Source organism: Sphingomonas sp. 22R3R2A-7 (assembly GCF_036856055.1).
Taxonomy (GTDB): domain Bacteria; phylum Pseudomonadota; class Alphaproteobacteria; order Sphingomonadales; family Sphingomonadaceae; genus Sphingomonas.
Genome location: NZ_JASPFR010000001.1, coordinates 2,677,620 through 2,690,945, shown reverse-complemented (window position 1 = coordinate 2,690,945; position 13,326 = coordinate 2,677,620). Strand labels below are relative to the sequence as shown.

The window sequence follows — 13,326 nt, the reverse complement described above, 5'->3', positions numbered from 1 at the left end:
GGGCGACTTGTGCCATGATGTGGGGCGGGAGGAAACCGCAACCCCGCCACAAGGGCGAGCGGCCCTTTCCGAAACCTACCGGTTCGCCATCCGCCGCGCGAAATGCACCTCGACCGCGCGCGTCACGCTCTGCGCGATCCGCTCCCGCCCCTCGGCGCTATCGAGAAACGCCGCATCCTGCGGGTTCGAGATATACCCCGTCTCGAACAGGATCGAGGGCATGTCGGGCGCCTTCAGCACCATCAGCGACGCCATCCGGTGAAAATTGGCCTTGAGCGGCATCAGCGGTTTCGCTTCGCGCCCCAGCAGTCGCGCGAACGTCGCCGACGCGTTCATCGTCTCGCGCTGCGTCAGGTCGATCAGGATCGACGACACGTCCGCCGGCGCCTCCCCCAGATTTACCCCGGAGATCACGTCCGCCTTGTTCTCGCGCGCCGCAAGCCGCGCGGCCTCCTTGTCGGACGCGACCTCGGACAGCGTGTACGCGGTCGCACCGGTCGCGCCTTCGGATCCCGTGCTGTCGCAGTGGATCGAGATGAACAGGTCACCCTTCAACCGGCGCGCCACGCCGTACCGCTCGCGCAGTATGAGGAACCGGTCGTCGCTCCGCGTGAGCGCGACGCGCACGCGGCCCGAGGCGAGCAACGCATCGCGGATCGTCTTGGCGACCTTCAGCGTCACGTCCTTCTCGCGCAGCCCGTCGGGGCCGATCGCACCTGGATCGACGCCGCCATGCCCCGCATCGATCACCACCAGCGGTCGCAGATCGTCCCCCTCGACGCGCGGCAGCGCCACGCCGCGCGCGCGCGCGGGCACGGGGATCGACACCTTGTAGCGCGGTGCCGGTCGCCCGACGAAGCTCAGCGGGAAGAAGGTGATCGGGCCGGCGACCCCGGCCTGCGCGAACCCGCTCGCATCGACGCGGCGCAATGCCAGCGTCAGCTCGCGCCCGTCCGAGTCGAAACCGCCATCGGCGACGATCACCGGCTCGGACAGGTCGAACAGCATCCGCAGACCCTCCGCACCATGCCGGCGCTGCGTGACGCGGGTTACCACGCCCCCCGCCCTGGCCTGTGCGCCGGGCGTCACGCCCGCAATATCGACCGCGATCTGCTGCCGTCCGGTGAGGATCTCGCTGGCTGCCCGGTCGACCGGTGCATCGAAGCGGATGACGATCCGCGCGCTGCCGATCGCGACGCTCTGCACCGTCGCCGCGAGCGCGGGAACGCCGGACAGCCAGCCGAGCATCAGGGCGAGGACCGCGACCATCCTGCGTCCATGCCGTGCGACCGCGCCGCCGGTCCAGCGAAAAGCCATGCCACACCCCTTCGATCGGTACATTCGATCACGCTGCTCCCTCTAGACCACGACGCCGCAAAAGGGTGTTGCGGGGTAGGGTTAACCTGCCGTTTGCCGCGATTTACCGGCAATTCCCTGCCGCCCCGGCAAACGCCCCGACCCGCAAAACCCCTCCCTTTGGCATCCCGACACACCACAAATCCAAAAGCCGTGCGCCACCGGCCCCGACCCCGGATCCAGCGTACCCGAAGCCCCAACACGCCCCCGCGCCGCGCCAGTTGCGGGATCGGATATGCAGTGCTAGTCCTGTCGTGCACCCGTGCATCGCTTAAATTTTTACAGCGACGCGCCGGTCTCAACGCCCGCCTGCGATCCTCGCCGGCGCGGCAATTTCAGGTTGACGCTCGAATGACGCATTCCCCCCGCCCCGCGCACCGATCGGCCTTCGCCGACGGGATCGCGGTCGTGCGGGCGCCGCAGGGTCAGATCCCGCGGCATGCGCGCCGAGCAGAGGCAGTTTCGCATACCTTCCGCGGCTCAGGACGTCCGTGTCCGACCGCCCCACCATCAAGCGCGCGACGGCTGCCATCAGGCCCGGCGCGCGCGCGGAGACTTTATTATGACAACGCGTATGCTGATCGACGCACGCCACCGGGAAGAGACCCGGATCGCCGTCGTCAAAGGTAACCGGATCGAGGAATTCGATTTCGAGAGTGCCGAACGCAAGCAGCTCAAGGGCAATATCTACCTCGCCAAGGTCACGCGGGTCGAGCCGTCGCTCCAGGCGGCGTTCATCGATTACGGCGGCAATCGGCACGGCTTCCTCGCGTTCAGCGAGATCCACCCCGATTACTACCAGATCCCCAAGGAAGACCGCGACGCGCTGCTCCGCGAAGAAGCCGAGCACGCCGCCGAGGAAGCCGCGCTGCGCGCCGACTATGATTCGGACGACGAAGAGGGTGACGACGAAGACGATATCGAGCGCTTCGAGGACGATGGCGGGGTAGACCCCGACGTCGCCGAGGAACTCGAAGGCGGCGAAGAGGCCGGCGAGGCCCCGCGTCGCAAGCGCAAGTCGAGCAGCGACGATGCCGCGGTCGAGGATCTGCGCGAGCGTCGCATGAACCTGCGCCGCCGCTACAAGATCCAGGACGTGATCCATCGCCGCCAGGTGCTGCTCGTCCAGGTCGTCAAGGAAGAACGCGGCAACAAGGGCGCGGCGCTGACCACGTATCTGTCGCTGGCCGGCCGTTACTGCGTGCTGATGCCGAACACGAGCCACGGCGGCGGCATCTCGCGCAAGATCAGCAACGCGGGCGATCGCAAGCGGCTGAAGTCGATCATGGCCGACATGCAGCTGCCGCCCTCGATGGGCTGCATCGTCCGCACCGCGGGCCTCCAGCGCTCGAAGGTCGAGATCAAGCGCGACTTCGATTACCTCGCCCGCCTGTGGGACGGGATCCGCGAAGCCACGCTGAAGGCGTCGGCACCCGCGCTCGTCTACGGCGACAGCGACCTGATCAAGCGCGCGATCCGCGACATCTACAACAAGGAAATCGAAGAGGTCATCGTCGAGGGCGAGGACGGCTATCGCCAGGCGCGCGAGTTCATGCGCCTGCTGATGCCCACGCACGCCCGTCGCATCAAGCACTACGCCGATCCGGTTCCGCTGTTCCAGCGCGCCGGCGTCGAGGATCAGCTGTCGGCGATGTACCATCCCGTCGTCCAGCTGAAGTCGGGCGGCTATCTGGTCATCAACCCGACCGAGGCGCTCGTCTCGATCGACATCAACTCGGGCCGCTCGACGCGCGAGCACAGCATCGAGCAGACCGCAACCGCGACCAACCTCGAGGCAGCCCAGGAAATCGGCCGCCAGCTCCGCCTGCGCGACATGGCCGGGCTCGTCGTCATCGACTTCATCGACATGGATAACAATTCCAACGTCCGTAAGGTCGAGAAGGCGATGAAGGAGGCGCTGAAGAACGATCGCGCGCGCATCCAGATCGGCCGCATCTCGTCGTTCGGTCTCATGGAAATGAGCCGCCAGCGGCTGCGCACCGGCGTGCTCGAAGCATCGACCCGCGCCTGCCCGCATTGCGAGGGCACCGGGCTGGTGCGCACCGCATCGTCGTCGGGCATCTCCGCGCTCCGCCTCATCGAGGACGAGGCCGCGCGCGGTCGCGGCTCGCTGCTGACACTGCGCGCGAGCCAGGAGGCCGCGGTCTACATCCTCAACCGCAAGCGTGCCGACATCGCCGAGATCGAGGATCGCTACGGCGTGATCGTCGAGATCATCCCCGGCCAGGACGAGGAAGGCGCGCACATGACGGTCGAGGCCAGCGGCCCGCCGCCCGCGCATCCGCCGAAGTTCGTGCAGATCATCGAGGAGGACGAGGACGACCTTCCCGAGGAGATCGAGGACGAGATCGAGGAGGACGAGGTCGAAGAGGCCGAGGCCGAGCAGCCGCGCCGTCGTGAAGGGGGCCGTGAAGGCGGTCGTGAAGGCGGGCGCGAGCAGGGCGCACGCGAGGCGCGTGACGCGGACGGCGAAGGCGGCAAGAAGCGTCGCCGCCGTCGCGGTCGTCGCGGTCGTGCGCGTCCCGGCGAAGAGGGGGCAGCCGAGGGCGTCGCTGACACCGGCACGTTCGACGAGGCGGATGGCAACGTCGAGGAAATCGACGAGGTCGAGGGCGAGATCGTCGAGATCGGCGGCACCGGCGCACTCGACGAAGCCGCGGACGGCGTGACGGACGACGCCGCCGACGACGCCGCACCGGCCGATCGAACGAACGGCGAAGGCGAAGGCCGTCGTCGTCGTGGTCGTCGCGGTCGTCGCGGCGGACGTCGCAACGAGCAGGGTACGGATCAGCCGATCGCCGTCAGCAGCGTCGACGATGCCGCGCTGATCGCCGACGCCCCCGAGCCTGATCGCACCGCGACGGACACGGACGAGGCCTATGCGCCCGCGGAACCGGTTGCGGCCGGCAGCGTGGCGGACGAAGCACCCGCTGACGCGGCCGACGCGCCCAAGATGCGTCGTCGTCCCCGCGCGCGTGCCGCGGCCGCCGCGAGCAACATCGCCGAGGCGGTTGCCGATGCCGCACCGAAGCCGCGTCGTGGCCGCAAGCCGCGCGTTGCCGAGGTCGAAGCCGAAGCGGATACCGGCGCTGGCGTTGAAGACGCCGTTGCCGAGCCGGCGATTGCCGAGCCCGCCGTGGCCGATGTGGCGGAGCCCGTTGCGGCTGAGCCACGCGCCAAGGCGGGTCGTCGTCGCCGCGAGGCGGTTGCCGACGCGACGATGGACGAGGTGAGCGCAACGCCCGCCGAGACCATCGAAGCCTCGGCGCCGAAGCCGAAGCGCACGCGTCGCAAGGCGGGTGACGTGGCGGTCGCGCCCGTCGCCGAAGCGCCCGCCGCCGAGGAGGCCCCTGCCAAGGTCGCCAAGCCGCGCGGTCGCCCGCGCAAGACCGCGGTGATCGAGGCGGGCGATGCCGCGCCGACCACCGACGCGCTTGCCGCCCCCGTCGAGACGGCGGCACCCGAGGTCGAGGTCCAGCCGCAGGCCGATACGGGCAGCGGCAACGGCAATGACGACCCCGACGGCGCACCCCGCCGTGGCTGGTGGCAGCGCACGTTCGGCTGACGCCGGCGCGCATCACCCGACAGACGGGCGCGACCGAAAGGCCGCGCCCGTTTTTCGTTGCGGGCCGCTTCGGCGCGCCCGCGCCCGCGCCCAACCGCCCGAACGGCACCGTACACGCCGGCGCTGCGCCATTGCCCCCCGCCCCCGATCGACGATAACGCCCGATATGAAGCGTTTCGTAGCCGCCGCGACCGCCGCCCTGCTGCTCTGGGTGCAACCCGCCCACGCGCAGTCGATCCTCCGCGATGCCGAGACCGAGACGATGTTCGCGGAGATGTCGGCGCCGCTCGTCAAGGCCGCCGGCCTGTCGCCGCGCGACGTCAAGGTCGTGCTGATCAACGACGACTCGATCAACGCCTTCGTCGCGGGCGGCCAGACCGTCTACGTCCATTCGGGGCTGTTGCAGGCGGCGGACAATGCCAACGAGGTGCAGGGCGTGATCGCGCACGAGCTCGGTCACATCGCCGACGGCCATGTCGTCCTCTCGGACCGTGGTACCAAGCCCGCGATGGGGATGTACCTGCTCTCGATGGTGCTCGGCCTTGCGGCGATGGCGGCGGGCAGCGGCGAGGCAGGCGCCGGGATCATGGCGGCGGGACAGCAGGCCGCGATGGGCAATTATCTCGCGTTCAGCCGCACGCAGGAATCGACCGCGGATGCCAGCGGCGCCAAATATCTGCGCGAGGCCAACGTCACCGGTCGCGGCATGCTGAGCTTCTTCAAGAAGCTGCAACAGCAGGAATATCGCTACGGCACCGCCAATATCGATCCGTACATGCAGTCGCATCCGCTGTCGGGCGAACGCGTCTCGGCGCTGACCGCGGATCTTCAGGCATCGCCGGCCTGGGCGATCAAACCCGACGCCGCGCTGGAGGAGCGCTTCCGCCGCGTGAAGGCGAAGCTCGCCGGCTATGTCATGCCCGCACCGCGGACGCTGCAAAGCTATCCGCCGAGCGACCAGTCGATCTACGCGCATTATGCGCGCGCCTATGCCTATCACAAGTCGGGCTACCCCGAGAAAGCCGACGCGGAGGCGGACGCGCTCGTCAAGGCGAAGCCCGACGATCCCTACTTCCTCGAGATCAAGGGGCAGATCCTGCTCGAGGCGGGCAAGCCGGTCGAATCGCTCGTACCGCTGCGCGAGGCGACCGAGGGATCGCGCAACAACCCCCTGATCGCGACGACCTTCGGCCACGCGCTGATCGCGACCGAGAACAAGGCGAATTATCCCGAAGCCACCAGGGTGCTCCGGACCGCGGTCGCACGCGACGACCAGAACCCGTTCGCCTGGATGCAGCTCGGCACGGTGTACGAACTTACCGGCGACACGCCGCGCGCGGCGCTCGCCACCGCCGAACGTGCGAGCATGGGCGGCGACATGCGCACCGCGTCGTCGAGCGCGCGCTATGCACTGGCGAACATCCCCGCGAACACCCCCGACTGGATCCGTGCGCAGGACATCGCGATGACCGCGCAAAACGAGATGGACGACAATCCAAAGCAGTATAAGCGCCGCCGATGAACAGATTCAGTTTGCCCGCGATCGCGGTGGCCGGTGCGATCCTCGGCGGGCTCGCGGTGTGGGGCTTTGACCGTCAGGGCGGCGGCGTCGAACGCGCGCAGGTCGAGGCGATCGTCCACGACTATGTCCTCGCGCACCCGGAGATCCTGCCCGAGGCGATGGAGAAGCTGCGCGACCGCGAATCCGGCAAGACGGTGACCGCCAACCGCGCCGCGATCGTCACGCCGTTCGGCAGCGCCTGGGCGGGCAATCCCAAGGGCGACGTCACGCTGGTCGAGTATTTCGACTATAATTGCGGCTATTGCCGCGCGAGCCTGCCGACGATCGCCAGGCTGATCGCGGCCGACCCCAAGGTCCGCGTCGTCTTCCGCGAACTCCCGGTGCTGAGCGCCGAGAGCCGCGTTGCCGCACGCGCGAGCCTCGCGGCGGCGGCGCAGGGCAAGTTCGCCACCTTCCACGACGCGCTCTACGCCGGCGGCCCGGTCAGCGACGCCTCGATCGCCGCGGCGGCCGCAAAGGCGGGCGTCGACACGGCACAGCCGGGCTTCGGCAAGACCGCCGACGCCGAGATCGCCAAGAACATGGAAACCGCCGCCAAGCTCGGCGTGACGGGCACGCCGAGCTGGGTGGTCGGCGACCGCGTCCTGTCCGGCGCATTGCCGCTCGAGGAGCTGCAAAAGGCGGTCGCCGCGGCGCGCGCCGGCTGACCCCTGTCATCCTGACGAAAGTCAGGATCCAGAGCCGCAACCGGAACGCGTGTGGCTCTGGAATCTGGGTCGAGCCCCGGATGACGGCAATGGGCGCTGACGGCCCCTATCAATATGTCCCCGCCGCCCCCATCTCCCCTCTCGAAAAAGGGGTGCCAATGACTGAACCGATCCTGTCCGTCGCGGGCGTCACCAAGACCTACAAGAGCGGCACCACCGCACTCCACCCCGTCGATCTCGACATCCGCAAGGGCGAGATCTTCGCGCTGCTCGGCCCCAACGGCGCGGGCAAGACGACGCTGATCAGCATCATCTGCGGCATCGTCACGCCGTCCGCGGGCACGATCAGGGTCGCGGGCTACGACGCGATCCACGACTATAAGCAGGCGCGCAGTCGCATCGGGCTGGTGCCGCAGGAGCTCAACGTCGACATGTTCGAGACGGTGCTCGCCACCGTCACGTTCAGCCGCCGCCTGTTCGGCCGGTCGGGCCACAGCACGTATATCGAACAGGTGCTCCGCGACCTGTCGCTGTGGGACAAGCGCCACGCCAAGATCATGGAATTGTCGGGCGGGATGAAACGCCGCGTGCTGATCGCCAAGGCGCTCAGCCACGAGCCCGAGATCCTGTTCCTCGACGAACCCACCGCGGGCGTCGACGTCGCGCTGCGCCGCGACATGTGGAAGCTCGTCCACCGCCTGCGCGAAGGCGGCACCACGATCATCCTGACGACGCACTACATCGAGGAGGCCGAGGAGATGGCCGACCGCGTCGGCGTCATCAACAAGGGCAGATTGCTGCTGGTCGACGACAAGGCCTCGCTGATGAAGAAGCTCGGCAAGCGCGAGCTCGAGCTTTCGCTGCAGGAGCCGCTCGACACGATCCCGCCCGACCTCGCCGAATGGGACCTGTCGCTTCAGGACGAGGGCAAGCGTCTGCGCTACGTCTTCGATGCGCAGGCGGACCACACCGGCATTCCTTCGCTGCTCCGCAAGCTGGCCGAACTCGGCATCGGCTTCAAGGATCTCGAAACCAGCAAGTCGAGCCTCGAAGACATCTTCGTCGATCTCGTCGGAGACCGCGCATGAACGCTCCCCATCTGAACCTGCACGGCATCTGGGCGATCTATCGCTTCGAGATGGCACGCGGGTTGCGCACGCTCTGGCAGAGCCTCGTCACGCCCGTGCTCACCACGTCGCTGTATTTCATCGTCTTCGGCGGTGCGATCGGCAGCCGGATGCAGGAAGTCGGCGGCGTCAGCTATGGCAGCTTCATCGTCCCCGGTCTGATCATGCTGTCGCTGCTGACGCAAAGCATCGCCAATGCGTCGATCGGCATCTACTTCCCCAAATTCACCGGCACGATCTACGAACTCCTGTCCGCCCCCGTCTCGGCGATGGAGATGGTGATCGGCTATGTCGGTGCCGCGACCACCAAGTCGGTAATCATCGGGCTCATCATCCTCGCGACCGCCGCGTGCTTCGTCCCGCTGCAGATCGCACACCCGTTTGCGATGCTGACCTTCCTGCTGCTTACCGCGGTCACGTTCAGCCTCTTCGGGTTCATCATCGGCGTCTGGGCGAACGGGTTCGAGCAGCTCAATTTCGTGCCCGCGCTGCTGATCACGCCGCTGACGTTCCTCGGCGGTGCATTCTACTCGATCGACATGCTGCCACAGCCCTGGCGCACGTTCAGCCTGTTCAATCCCGTCGTCTATCTGATCAGCGGTTTCCGCTGGAGCTTCTTCGACAAGGGCGACGTCGCGATTGGTGTCAGCCTCGCGGTCACCGCGGGCTTCCTCGTCGCCTGCCTCGCGGTGATCGCGTGGATCTTCAGGACCGGCTGGCGGATGAAGAACTGACGGTGGCAAACGCCCCCCGGCAGAGGCCGGGGGGCATGAACTGCCCGCCGCCTTGCCGGTGCTCACCGCATGATCGCATGCGTGTCAGTCGCTGCCCGGTAGACGCTCGCCCCTACGCGCGTCCCTCCGGGCCGGACCGTCGCCACGCGCCGCGCGCCAGCGGTCGCACCACGAGCGCGTTGAGATCGATCACGACGTGCAGCGCGATCGCCATCCACAGCGCGCCGGTCAGACCGTAGATCACGGCCAGCCCGCCGCCGACGATCGTCGTCGCGATCATGCCGCGCACGCCCTGGTACCGATGCACCGCGCCGAACAGGAGCGTGGCCAGGATCGTCGCCATCACCGCATCGCCCGACACCATCGCGATCAGAAGCGGCAGGAACAGCCTGAAGTACAGCTCTTCGCTCACCCCGGCGCTCAGCGACAACGCGGTGGCGGGCCACAGCTCCGAGCGCGCCTGCGGTGCGACGTCGGGCAGATGGGCGATCTCGAACGCGGTCTTGCCGCGGCGCCACCGCCAGTGCGTGATCGCCGCGTTGACGATGCTCCCCAGCGCCATCCCGAGCACCAGCGGCGTGGTCGGCAGCAGCGGCCAGTCGTCGGGTAGCACTCGCATCGCGGCGGGCTGACCCGCACCCAGCGGACCCTGCCCCAGCAATGCCAGCCCGAGTACCGCCGGCAGCGCGAACGATACCGCCAGCCCCAGCGCCCATGCGGTCATCCTGTCCCCGCGCGTCCCGCGGCCAGGCAGCGCGAGGCGTACCCGGAACGTCCGCCCCCGCCATGCGATCGCCAGCGTGTACGCCGCGACGATCAGCAGCAGGATCGGCGCCGGCAGGATCGGCGCCGGCATCAGCGCGTCGCCGGTCAGTCGCGCAACAGGTCGTTGATGCTCGTCTTCGACCGCGTCTGCGCATCGACACGCTTGACGATCACCGCGCAATACAGCGCGGGCTTGCCGTCACCGCCGCCGATCGAACCGGGCACGACGACCGCGTAAGGGGGACTTCGCCCTTGAACACCTCACCCGTCTCGCGGTCGATGATCTTGGTCGACGCGCCGAGATAGACGCCCATCGACAGGACCGCGCCCTCGCCCACGCGGACGCCCTCGGCGACCTCTGCGCGCGCACCGATGAACGCGCCGTCGCCGATGATGACCGGGTCCGCCTGCAGCGGCTCGAGCACGCCGCCGATCCCCGCGCCACCCGACAGGTGGACGTTGCGGCCGATCTGCGCGCAGCTGCCGACGGTCGCCCAGGCATCGACCATCGTGCCCTCGCCGACATGCGCGCCGATGTTGACGAAGCTCGGCATCAGGATCGCGCCCTTGGCGATGAAGCTGCCGCGGCGCGCGACCGCGCCAGGTACGACGCGGATCCCCGCCGCGCGGAACTCGGCCTCGCCCCAGCCCGCGAATTTCGACGGCACCTTGTCGAACGCGGGCGCACCCGCCGACCCGCCGTCGATCACGACATTGTCGTTCAGCCGGAACGACAGCAGCACCGCCTTTTTCAGCCACTGGTTGACCTGCCAGCCGCCGCCGGTTTCACCGCCGGTCGGCTCGGCGACGCGCGCGGTGCCCGCATCGAGCATCGCCAGCGCGCTATCGACCGCGTCGCGGACCTCCCCCTGGTGTCGAACCCCAGCTTTGCGCGGTCGTCCCAGGCGGCGTCGATGATCGTCTGCAGCGTGCTCATGCTATCTCCAAGATGCTTTCCAGCCACGGCGCGAGCACCGGGACGGTAAAATCGATATGGTCGCGCTCGGTACCCGGCGACTGCTCGGATCCGTTGTCGACCCAGACGGTCGTCATGCCGATCGCCTTGGCGGGCGCGAGGTTGCGGACCATGTCGTCGACGAACAGCGACTCGTTGGGGTCGATGCCGAACCGCGCGCAGAACCCGGCATAGGCCGAGGCATGCGGCTTGGGCATCAGGTCCATCGCGTGGATGTCGTGGATTGCCTCGAAACTGTCGCGCAGGCCGAGCCGGTCGAGGATTCGCAGCGCATAGGGCACGTCGCCGTTGGTGAAGATCAGCTTGCGCCCCGGCAGCTTGGCGATCGCCGCGACGAGCGGTGCATCATGCTCGAGCACGTCCATCTCGATATCGTGGACATGCGCGAGGAACGCGTGCGGATCGACGTGATGCTCGGTCATCAATCCCGACAGCGTCGTGCCGTGATTGTGGAAATAGCCCTTCTGGACGCGGCGCGCCTCGTCATGCTCCAGCCCCAGCAGGTCTTGGATGAACGCCGTCATCCGCGCATCGACCTGCGAGAACAGGTCGGCACTCGCCGGGTACAGCGTGTTGTCGAGGTCGAAGATCCAGTTGCGGATCGGGGCAAGGCGGGCAAGCATCGCGGCGAACCTCTAGGCACCCCGCCCGGTCGGGGCAAGCAGGGTCGGTCACCGCAACGCCCGCGCACAGCCCCGCTATACCGCGCGATAGAGAATCAAGGGCTGGATGTCGGCGGCGCGCACACCCATCTCGTCTTTCATGACACGCTATTCGCTTCTCGATCTCGTCCCTGTCGTCGAAGGCGGCACGGTTTCCCAAGCTCTTGCCAACGCCGCCGATCTCGCACGCCACGCCGAAAGCGTCGGCTTCACGCGCTACTGGGTCGCCGAGCATCACGGCATGACCGGAATCGCCTCCGCCGCCACCGCGGTGGTGATCGCGCATATCGCCGCGGCGACGCGCTCGATCCGCGTCGGCTCGGGCGGGATCATGCTCCCCAACCACGCGCCGCTGACGATCGCGGAACAGTTCGGCACGCTCGACGCGCTGTTTCCGGGGCGGATCGACCTCGGCCTCGGCCGCGCGCCGGGGTCCGACCAGCGCGTCGCGCGCGCGATGCGCCGCACGCTCGAGACCGATGCCAACGCGTTCCCGCAGGACGTGCTCGAACTGCAGAGCTATTTCGCCGACGATGGCCAGACCGGGATCACCGCGACTCCGGGTGCCGGCGCGAAGCCCGAGATGTGGCTGCTCGGATCGAGCACGTTCGGCGCGCAGCTCGCGGCCGCGCTCGGGCTCCCCTATGCGTTCGCGTCGCATTTCGCGCCCGACGCGCTCGACAGTGCGCTCGCAATCTATCGTCGCGACTTCAAGCCGTCGGCGTTCCTGTCGCGCCCGCACGTGATGGCCGGGTTCAACGTCTTTGCCGCCGACAGCGACGCGGAGGCCGAACTGCTCGCCAGTTCGCAGCAACAGTCGTTCGTCGCGCTGCGCACGGGCAACCCGCGCCAGTTGCCGCCCCCCGTCGCGCATTACCGCGACACGCTGGGGCCGCAGGGCAACGCGATCCTCGACCATGTGCTGCAATGCTCGGCGGTCGGCGGCCCGGCAAAGGTCGCGCGCGGGATCGCCGCGTTCGTCGAACGCACCGGCGTCGACGAGGTCATGGTGACGAGCGCGATCTTCGACCATGAAGCGCGCAAGCGCAGCCTGTCGATCACCGCCGCGGTCATGCAAGACCTGAAACTCGCTGCCTGACGCGCGGCGGCTGTCTAGGCCGCGCGCGCTGGCGGTGCCTCATCACGGCGCAGCGTCAGAACCTCCACCCCGTCGCTCGTGACCGCGACCGTATGCTCGAACTGCGCCGAGAGCTTGCCGTCGTCGGTCACGACCGTCCACCCGTCCTCCTCGGTCGAGACCTTGCGTGAGCCCTGGTTGATCATCGGCTCGATCGTGAACACCATGCCCTCGCACAGCCGCACGCCCGCGCCCGGCCGCCCGAAGTTCATGATGTCCGGCTGCTCGTGCATTTCACGACCGATACCATGCCCGCAGAACTCGCGGACGACCGAATAGCCGTTCTTCTTGGCATGACGCTCGATCGCAAAGCCGATATCGCCGACATGCGCGCCCGGCCGCACCTGCGCTATCCCCTTCCACATCGCCTCCTGCGCGACGCGTACCAGACGCTTTGCGGCGGGCGACGCGGTCCCGACCAGATAGGTCTTGCTCGAATCCGCAATAAAGCCATTTTTCTCGAGCGTGATGTCGAGATTGATGATGTCGCCGTCGCGAACGATCGCGTCCGCATCGGGCACGCCGTGGCAGACCACGTGGTTGATCGAACAGTTCAGCACGAACTTGAAGCCATATTGCCCCTTGCTCGCCGGCCGTGCCGCCAGATCCACCGTGATGAACTGCTCGACCAGATCGTTGATCTGCAACGTCGACATGCCGCGCAACGTCTGCCCGTCGAGCATCTCGAAGACGGACGCCAGCAGCTTTCCCGACACGCGCATCAGCGCAAGTTCCTCGCGCGTCTTCACCATG

Annotated in this window: 10 protein-coding genes and 1 pseudogene; 6 read left to right on the top strand and 5 right to left on the bottom strand. The window is 68.0% G+C overall.

All coding sequences use genetic code 11. The features are described 5' to 3' along the window. Positions 1-75 precede the first annotated feature (75 nt). A complete protein-coding gene (locus QP165_RS12875; RefSeq protein WP_333995948.1) occupies positions 76-1,317 on the bottom strand; it encodes an N-acetylmuramoyl-L-alanine amidase family protein in 1,242 nt (413 codons plus the stop codon). Between the two features lie 613 nt (positions 1,318-1,930). On the opposite strand from QP165_RS12875, the gene QP165_RS12870 reads away from it, so the two are divergent. The 5 genes from QP165_RS12870 to QP165_RS12850 all read left to right on the top strand — a co-directional run bounded on the left by QP165_RS12870 (position 1,931) and on the right by QP165_RS12850 (position 9,032). Beyond that, on the top strand, positions 1,931-4,942 hold the full coding sequence (locus QP165_RS12870) for an Rne/Rng family ribonuclease (protein WP_443019373.1): 3,012 nt from the start codon (positions 1,931-1,933) through the stop codon (positions 4,940-4,942). Positions 4,943-5,108: 166 nt separating this feature from the next. After that, complete coding sequence (locus tag QP165_RS12865; RefSeq protein ID WP_056019947.1) at positions 5,109-6,464, top strand: M48 family metalloprotease; 1,356 nt, start codon at positions 5,109-5,111, stop codon at positions 6,462-6,464. Beyond that, on the top strand, positions 6,461-7,171 hold the full coding sequence (locus tag QP165_RS12860) for a DsbA family protein (RefSeq protein ID WP_333995946.1): 711 nt from the start codon (positions 6,461-6,463) through the stop codon (positions 7,169-7,171). The genes QP165_RS12865 and QP165_RS12860 overlap by 4 nt, the downstream gene beginning before the upstream one ends. 158 nt (positions 7,172-7,329) lie before the next feature. After that, positions 7,330-8,259: an ABC transporter ATP-binding protein gene (locus QP165_RS12855; RefSeq protein ID WP_333995945.1), complete on the top strand. Its 930-nt coding sequence runs from the start codon at positions 7,330-7,332 to the stop codon at positions 8,257-8,259. Continuing rightward, positions 8,256-9,032, top strand: a complete 777-nt coding sequence (locus QP165_RS12850) for an ABC transporter permease (protein WP_333995944.1) — start codon at positions 8,256-8,258, stop codon at positions 9,030-9,032. Before QP165_RS12855 ends, QP165_RS12850 begins: the two co-directional genes overlap by 4 nt. Positions 9,033-9,144: 112 nt before the next feature. On the opposite strand, the gene QP165_RS12845 is transcribed toward QP165_RS12850, so the two are convergent. The 3 genes and pseudogenes from QP165_RS12845 to QP165_RS12835 all read right to left on the bottom strand — a co-directional run bounded on the left by QP165_RS12845 (position 9,145) and on the right by QP165_RS12835 (position 11,396). Then, a complete protein-coding gene (locus tag QP165_RS12845; protein WP_333995943.1) occupies positions 9,145-9,888 on the bottom strand; it encodes a CPBP family intramembrane glutamic endopeptidase in 744 nt (247 codons plus the stop codon). Positions 9,889-9,902: 14 nt separating this feature from the next. Further along, positions 9,903-10,734 (bottom strand): annotated as a pseudogene (gene dapD / locus QP165_RS12840) (2,3,4,5-tetrahydropyridine-2,6-dicarboxylate N-succinyltransferase). Further along, positions 10,731-11,396 carry a pyrimidine 5'-nucleotidase gene (locus QP165_RS12835; RefSeq protein WP_333995942.1) on the bottom strand — a complete coding sequence of 222 codons (666 nt, stop codon included), beginning with the start codon at positions 11,394-11,396 and terminating at the stop codon, positions 10,731-10,733. The pseudogene dapD and the gene QP165_RS12835 overlap by 4 nt, the downstream one beginning before the upstream one ends. 139 nt (positions 11,397-11,535) lie before the next feature. Between QP165_RS12835 and QP165_RS12830 the strand changes: the two genes are divergently transcribed. After that, entirely contained in the window at positions 11,536-12,534 is a 999-nt protein-coding gene (locus tag QP165_RS12830) for an LLM class flavin-dependent oxidoreductase (protein ID WP_056019926.1), read from the top strand. Positions 12,535-12,548: 14 nt separating this feature from the next. On the opposite strand, the gene map is transcribed toward QP165_RS12830, so the two are convergent. Continuing rightward, positions 12,549-13,325 (bottom strand): type I methionyl aminopeptidase, encoded by a 777-nt coding sequence (gene map, locus QP165_RS12825; RefSeq protein ID WP_333995941.1) that lies wholly within the window; start codon positions 13,323-13,325, stop codon positions 12,549-12,551. Position 13,326: the final 1 nt, after the last annotated feature.

Bases quoted from the DNA above. Each gene is read 5' to 3' on its own strand.
- QP165_RS12875 (WP_333995948.1), bottom strand. From the start codon at position 1,317: ATGGCTTTTCGCTGGACCGGCGGCGCGGTCGCACGGCATGGACGCAGG.
- QP165_RS12870 (WP_443019373.1), top strand. From the start codon at position 1,931: ATGCTGATCGACGCACGCCACCGGGAAGAGACCCGGATCGCCGTCGTC.
- QP165_RS12865 (WP_056019947.1), top strand. From the start codon at position 5,109: ATGAAGCGTTTCGTAGCCGCCGCGACCGCCGCCCTGCTGCTCTGGGTG.
- QP165_RS12860 (WP_333995946.1), top strand. From the start codon at position 6,461: ATGAACAGATTCAGTTTGCCCGCGATCGCGGTGGCCGGTGCGATCCTC.
- QP165_RS12855 (WP_333995945.1), top strand. From the start codon at position 7,330: ATGACTGAACCGATCCTGTCCGTCGCGGGCGTCACCAAGACCTACAAG.
- QP165_RS12850 (WP_333995944.1), top strand. From the start codon at position 8,256: ATGAACGCTCCCCATCTGAACCTGCACGGCATCTGGGCGATCTATCGC.
- QP165_RS12845 (WP_333995943.1), bottom strand. From the start codon at position 9,888: ATGCCGGCGCCGATCCTGCCGGCGCCGATCCTGCTGCTGATCGTCGCG.
- QP165_RS12835 (WP_333995942.1), bottom strand. From the start codon at position 11,396: ATGCTTGCCCGCCTTGCCCCGATCCGCAACTGGATCTTCGACCTCGAC.
- QP165_RS12830 (WP_056019926.1), top strand. From the start codon at position 11,536: ATGACACGCTATTCGCTTCTCGATCTCGTCCCTGTCGTCGAAGGCGGC.
- map (WP_333995941.1), bottom strand. From the start codon at position 13,325: ATGGTGAAGACGCGCGAGGAACTTGCGCTGATGCGCGTGTCGGGAAAG.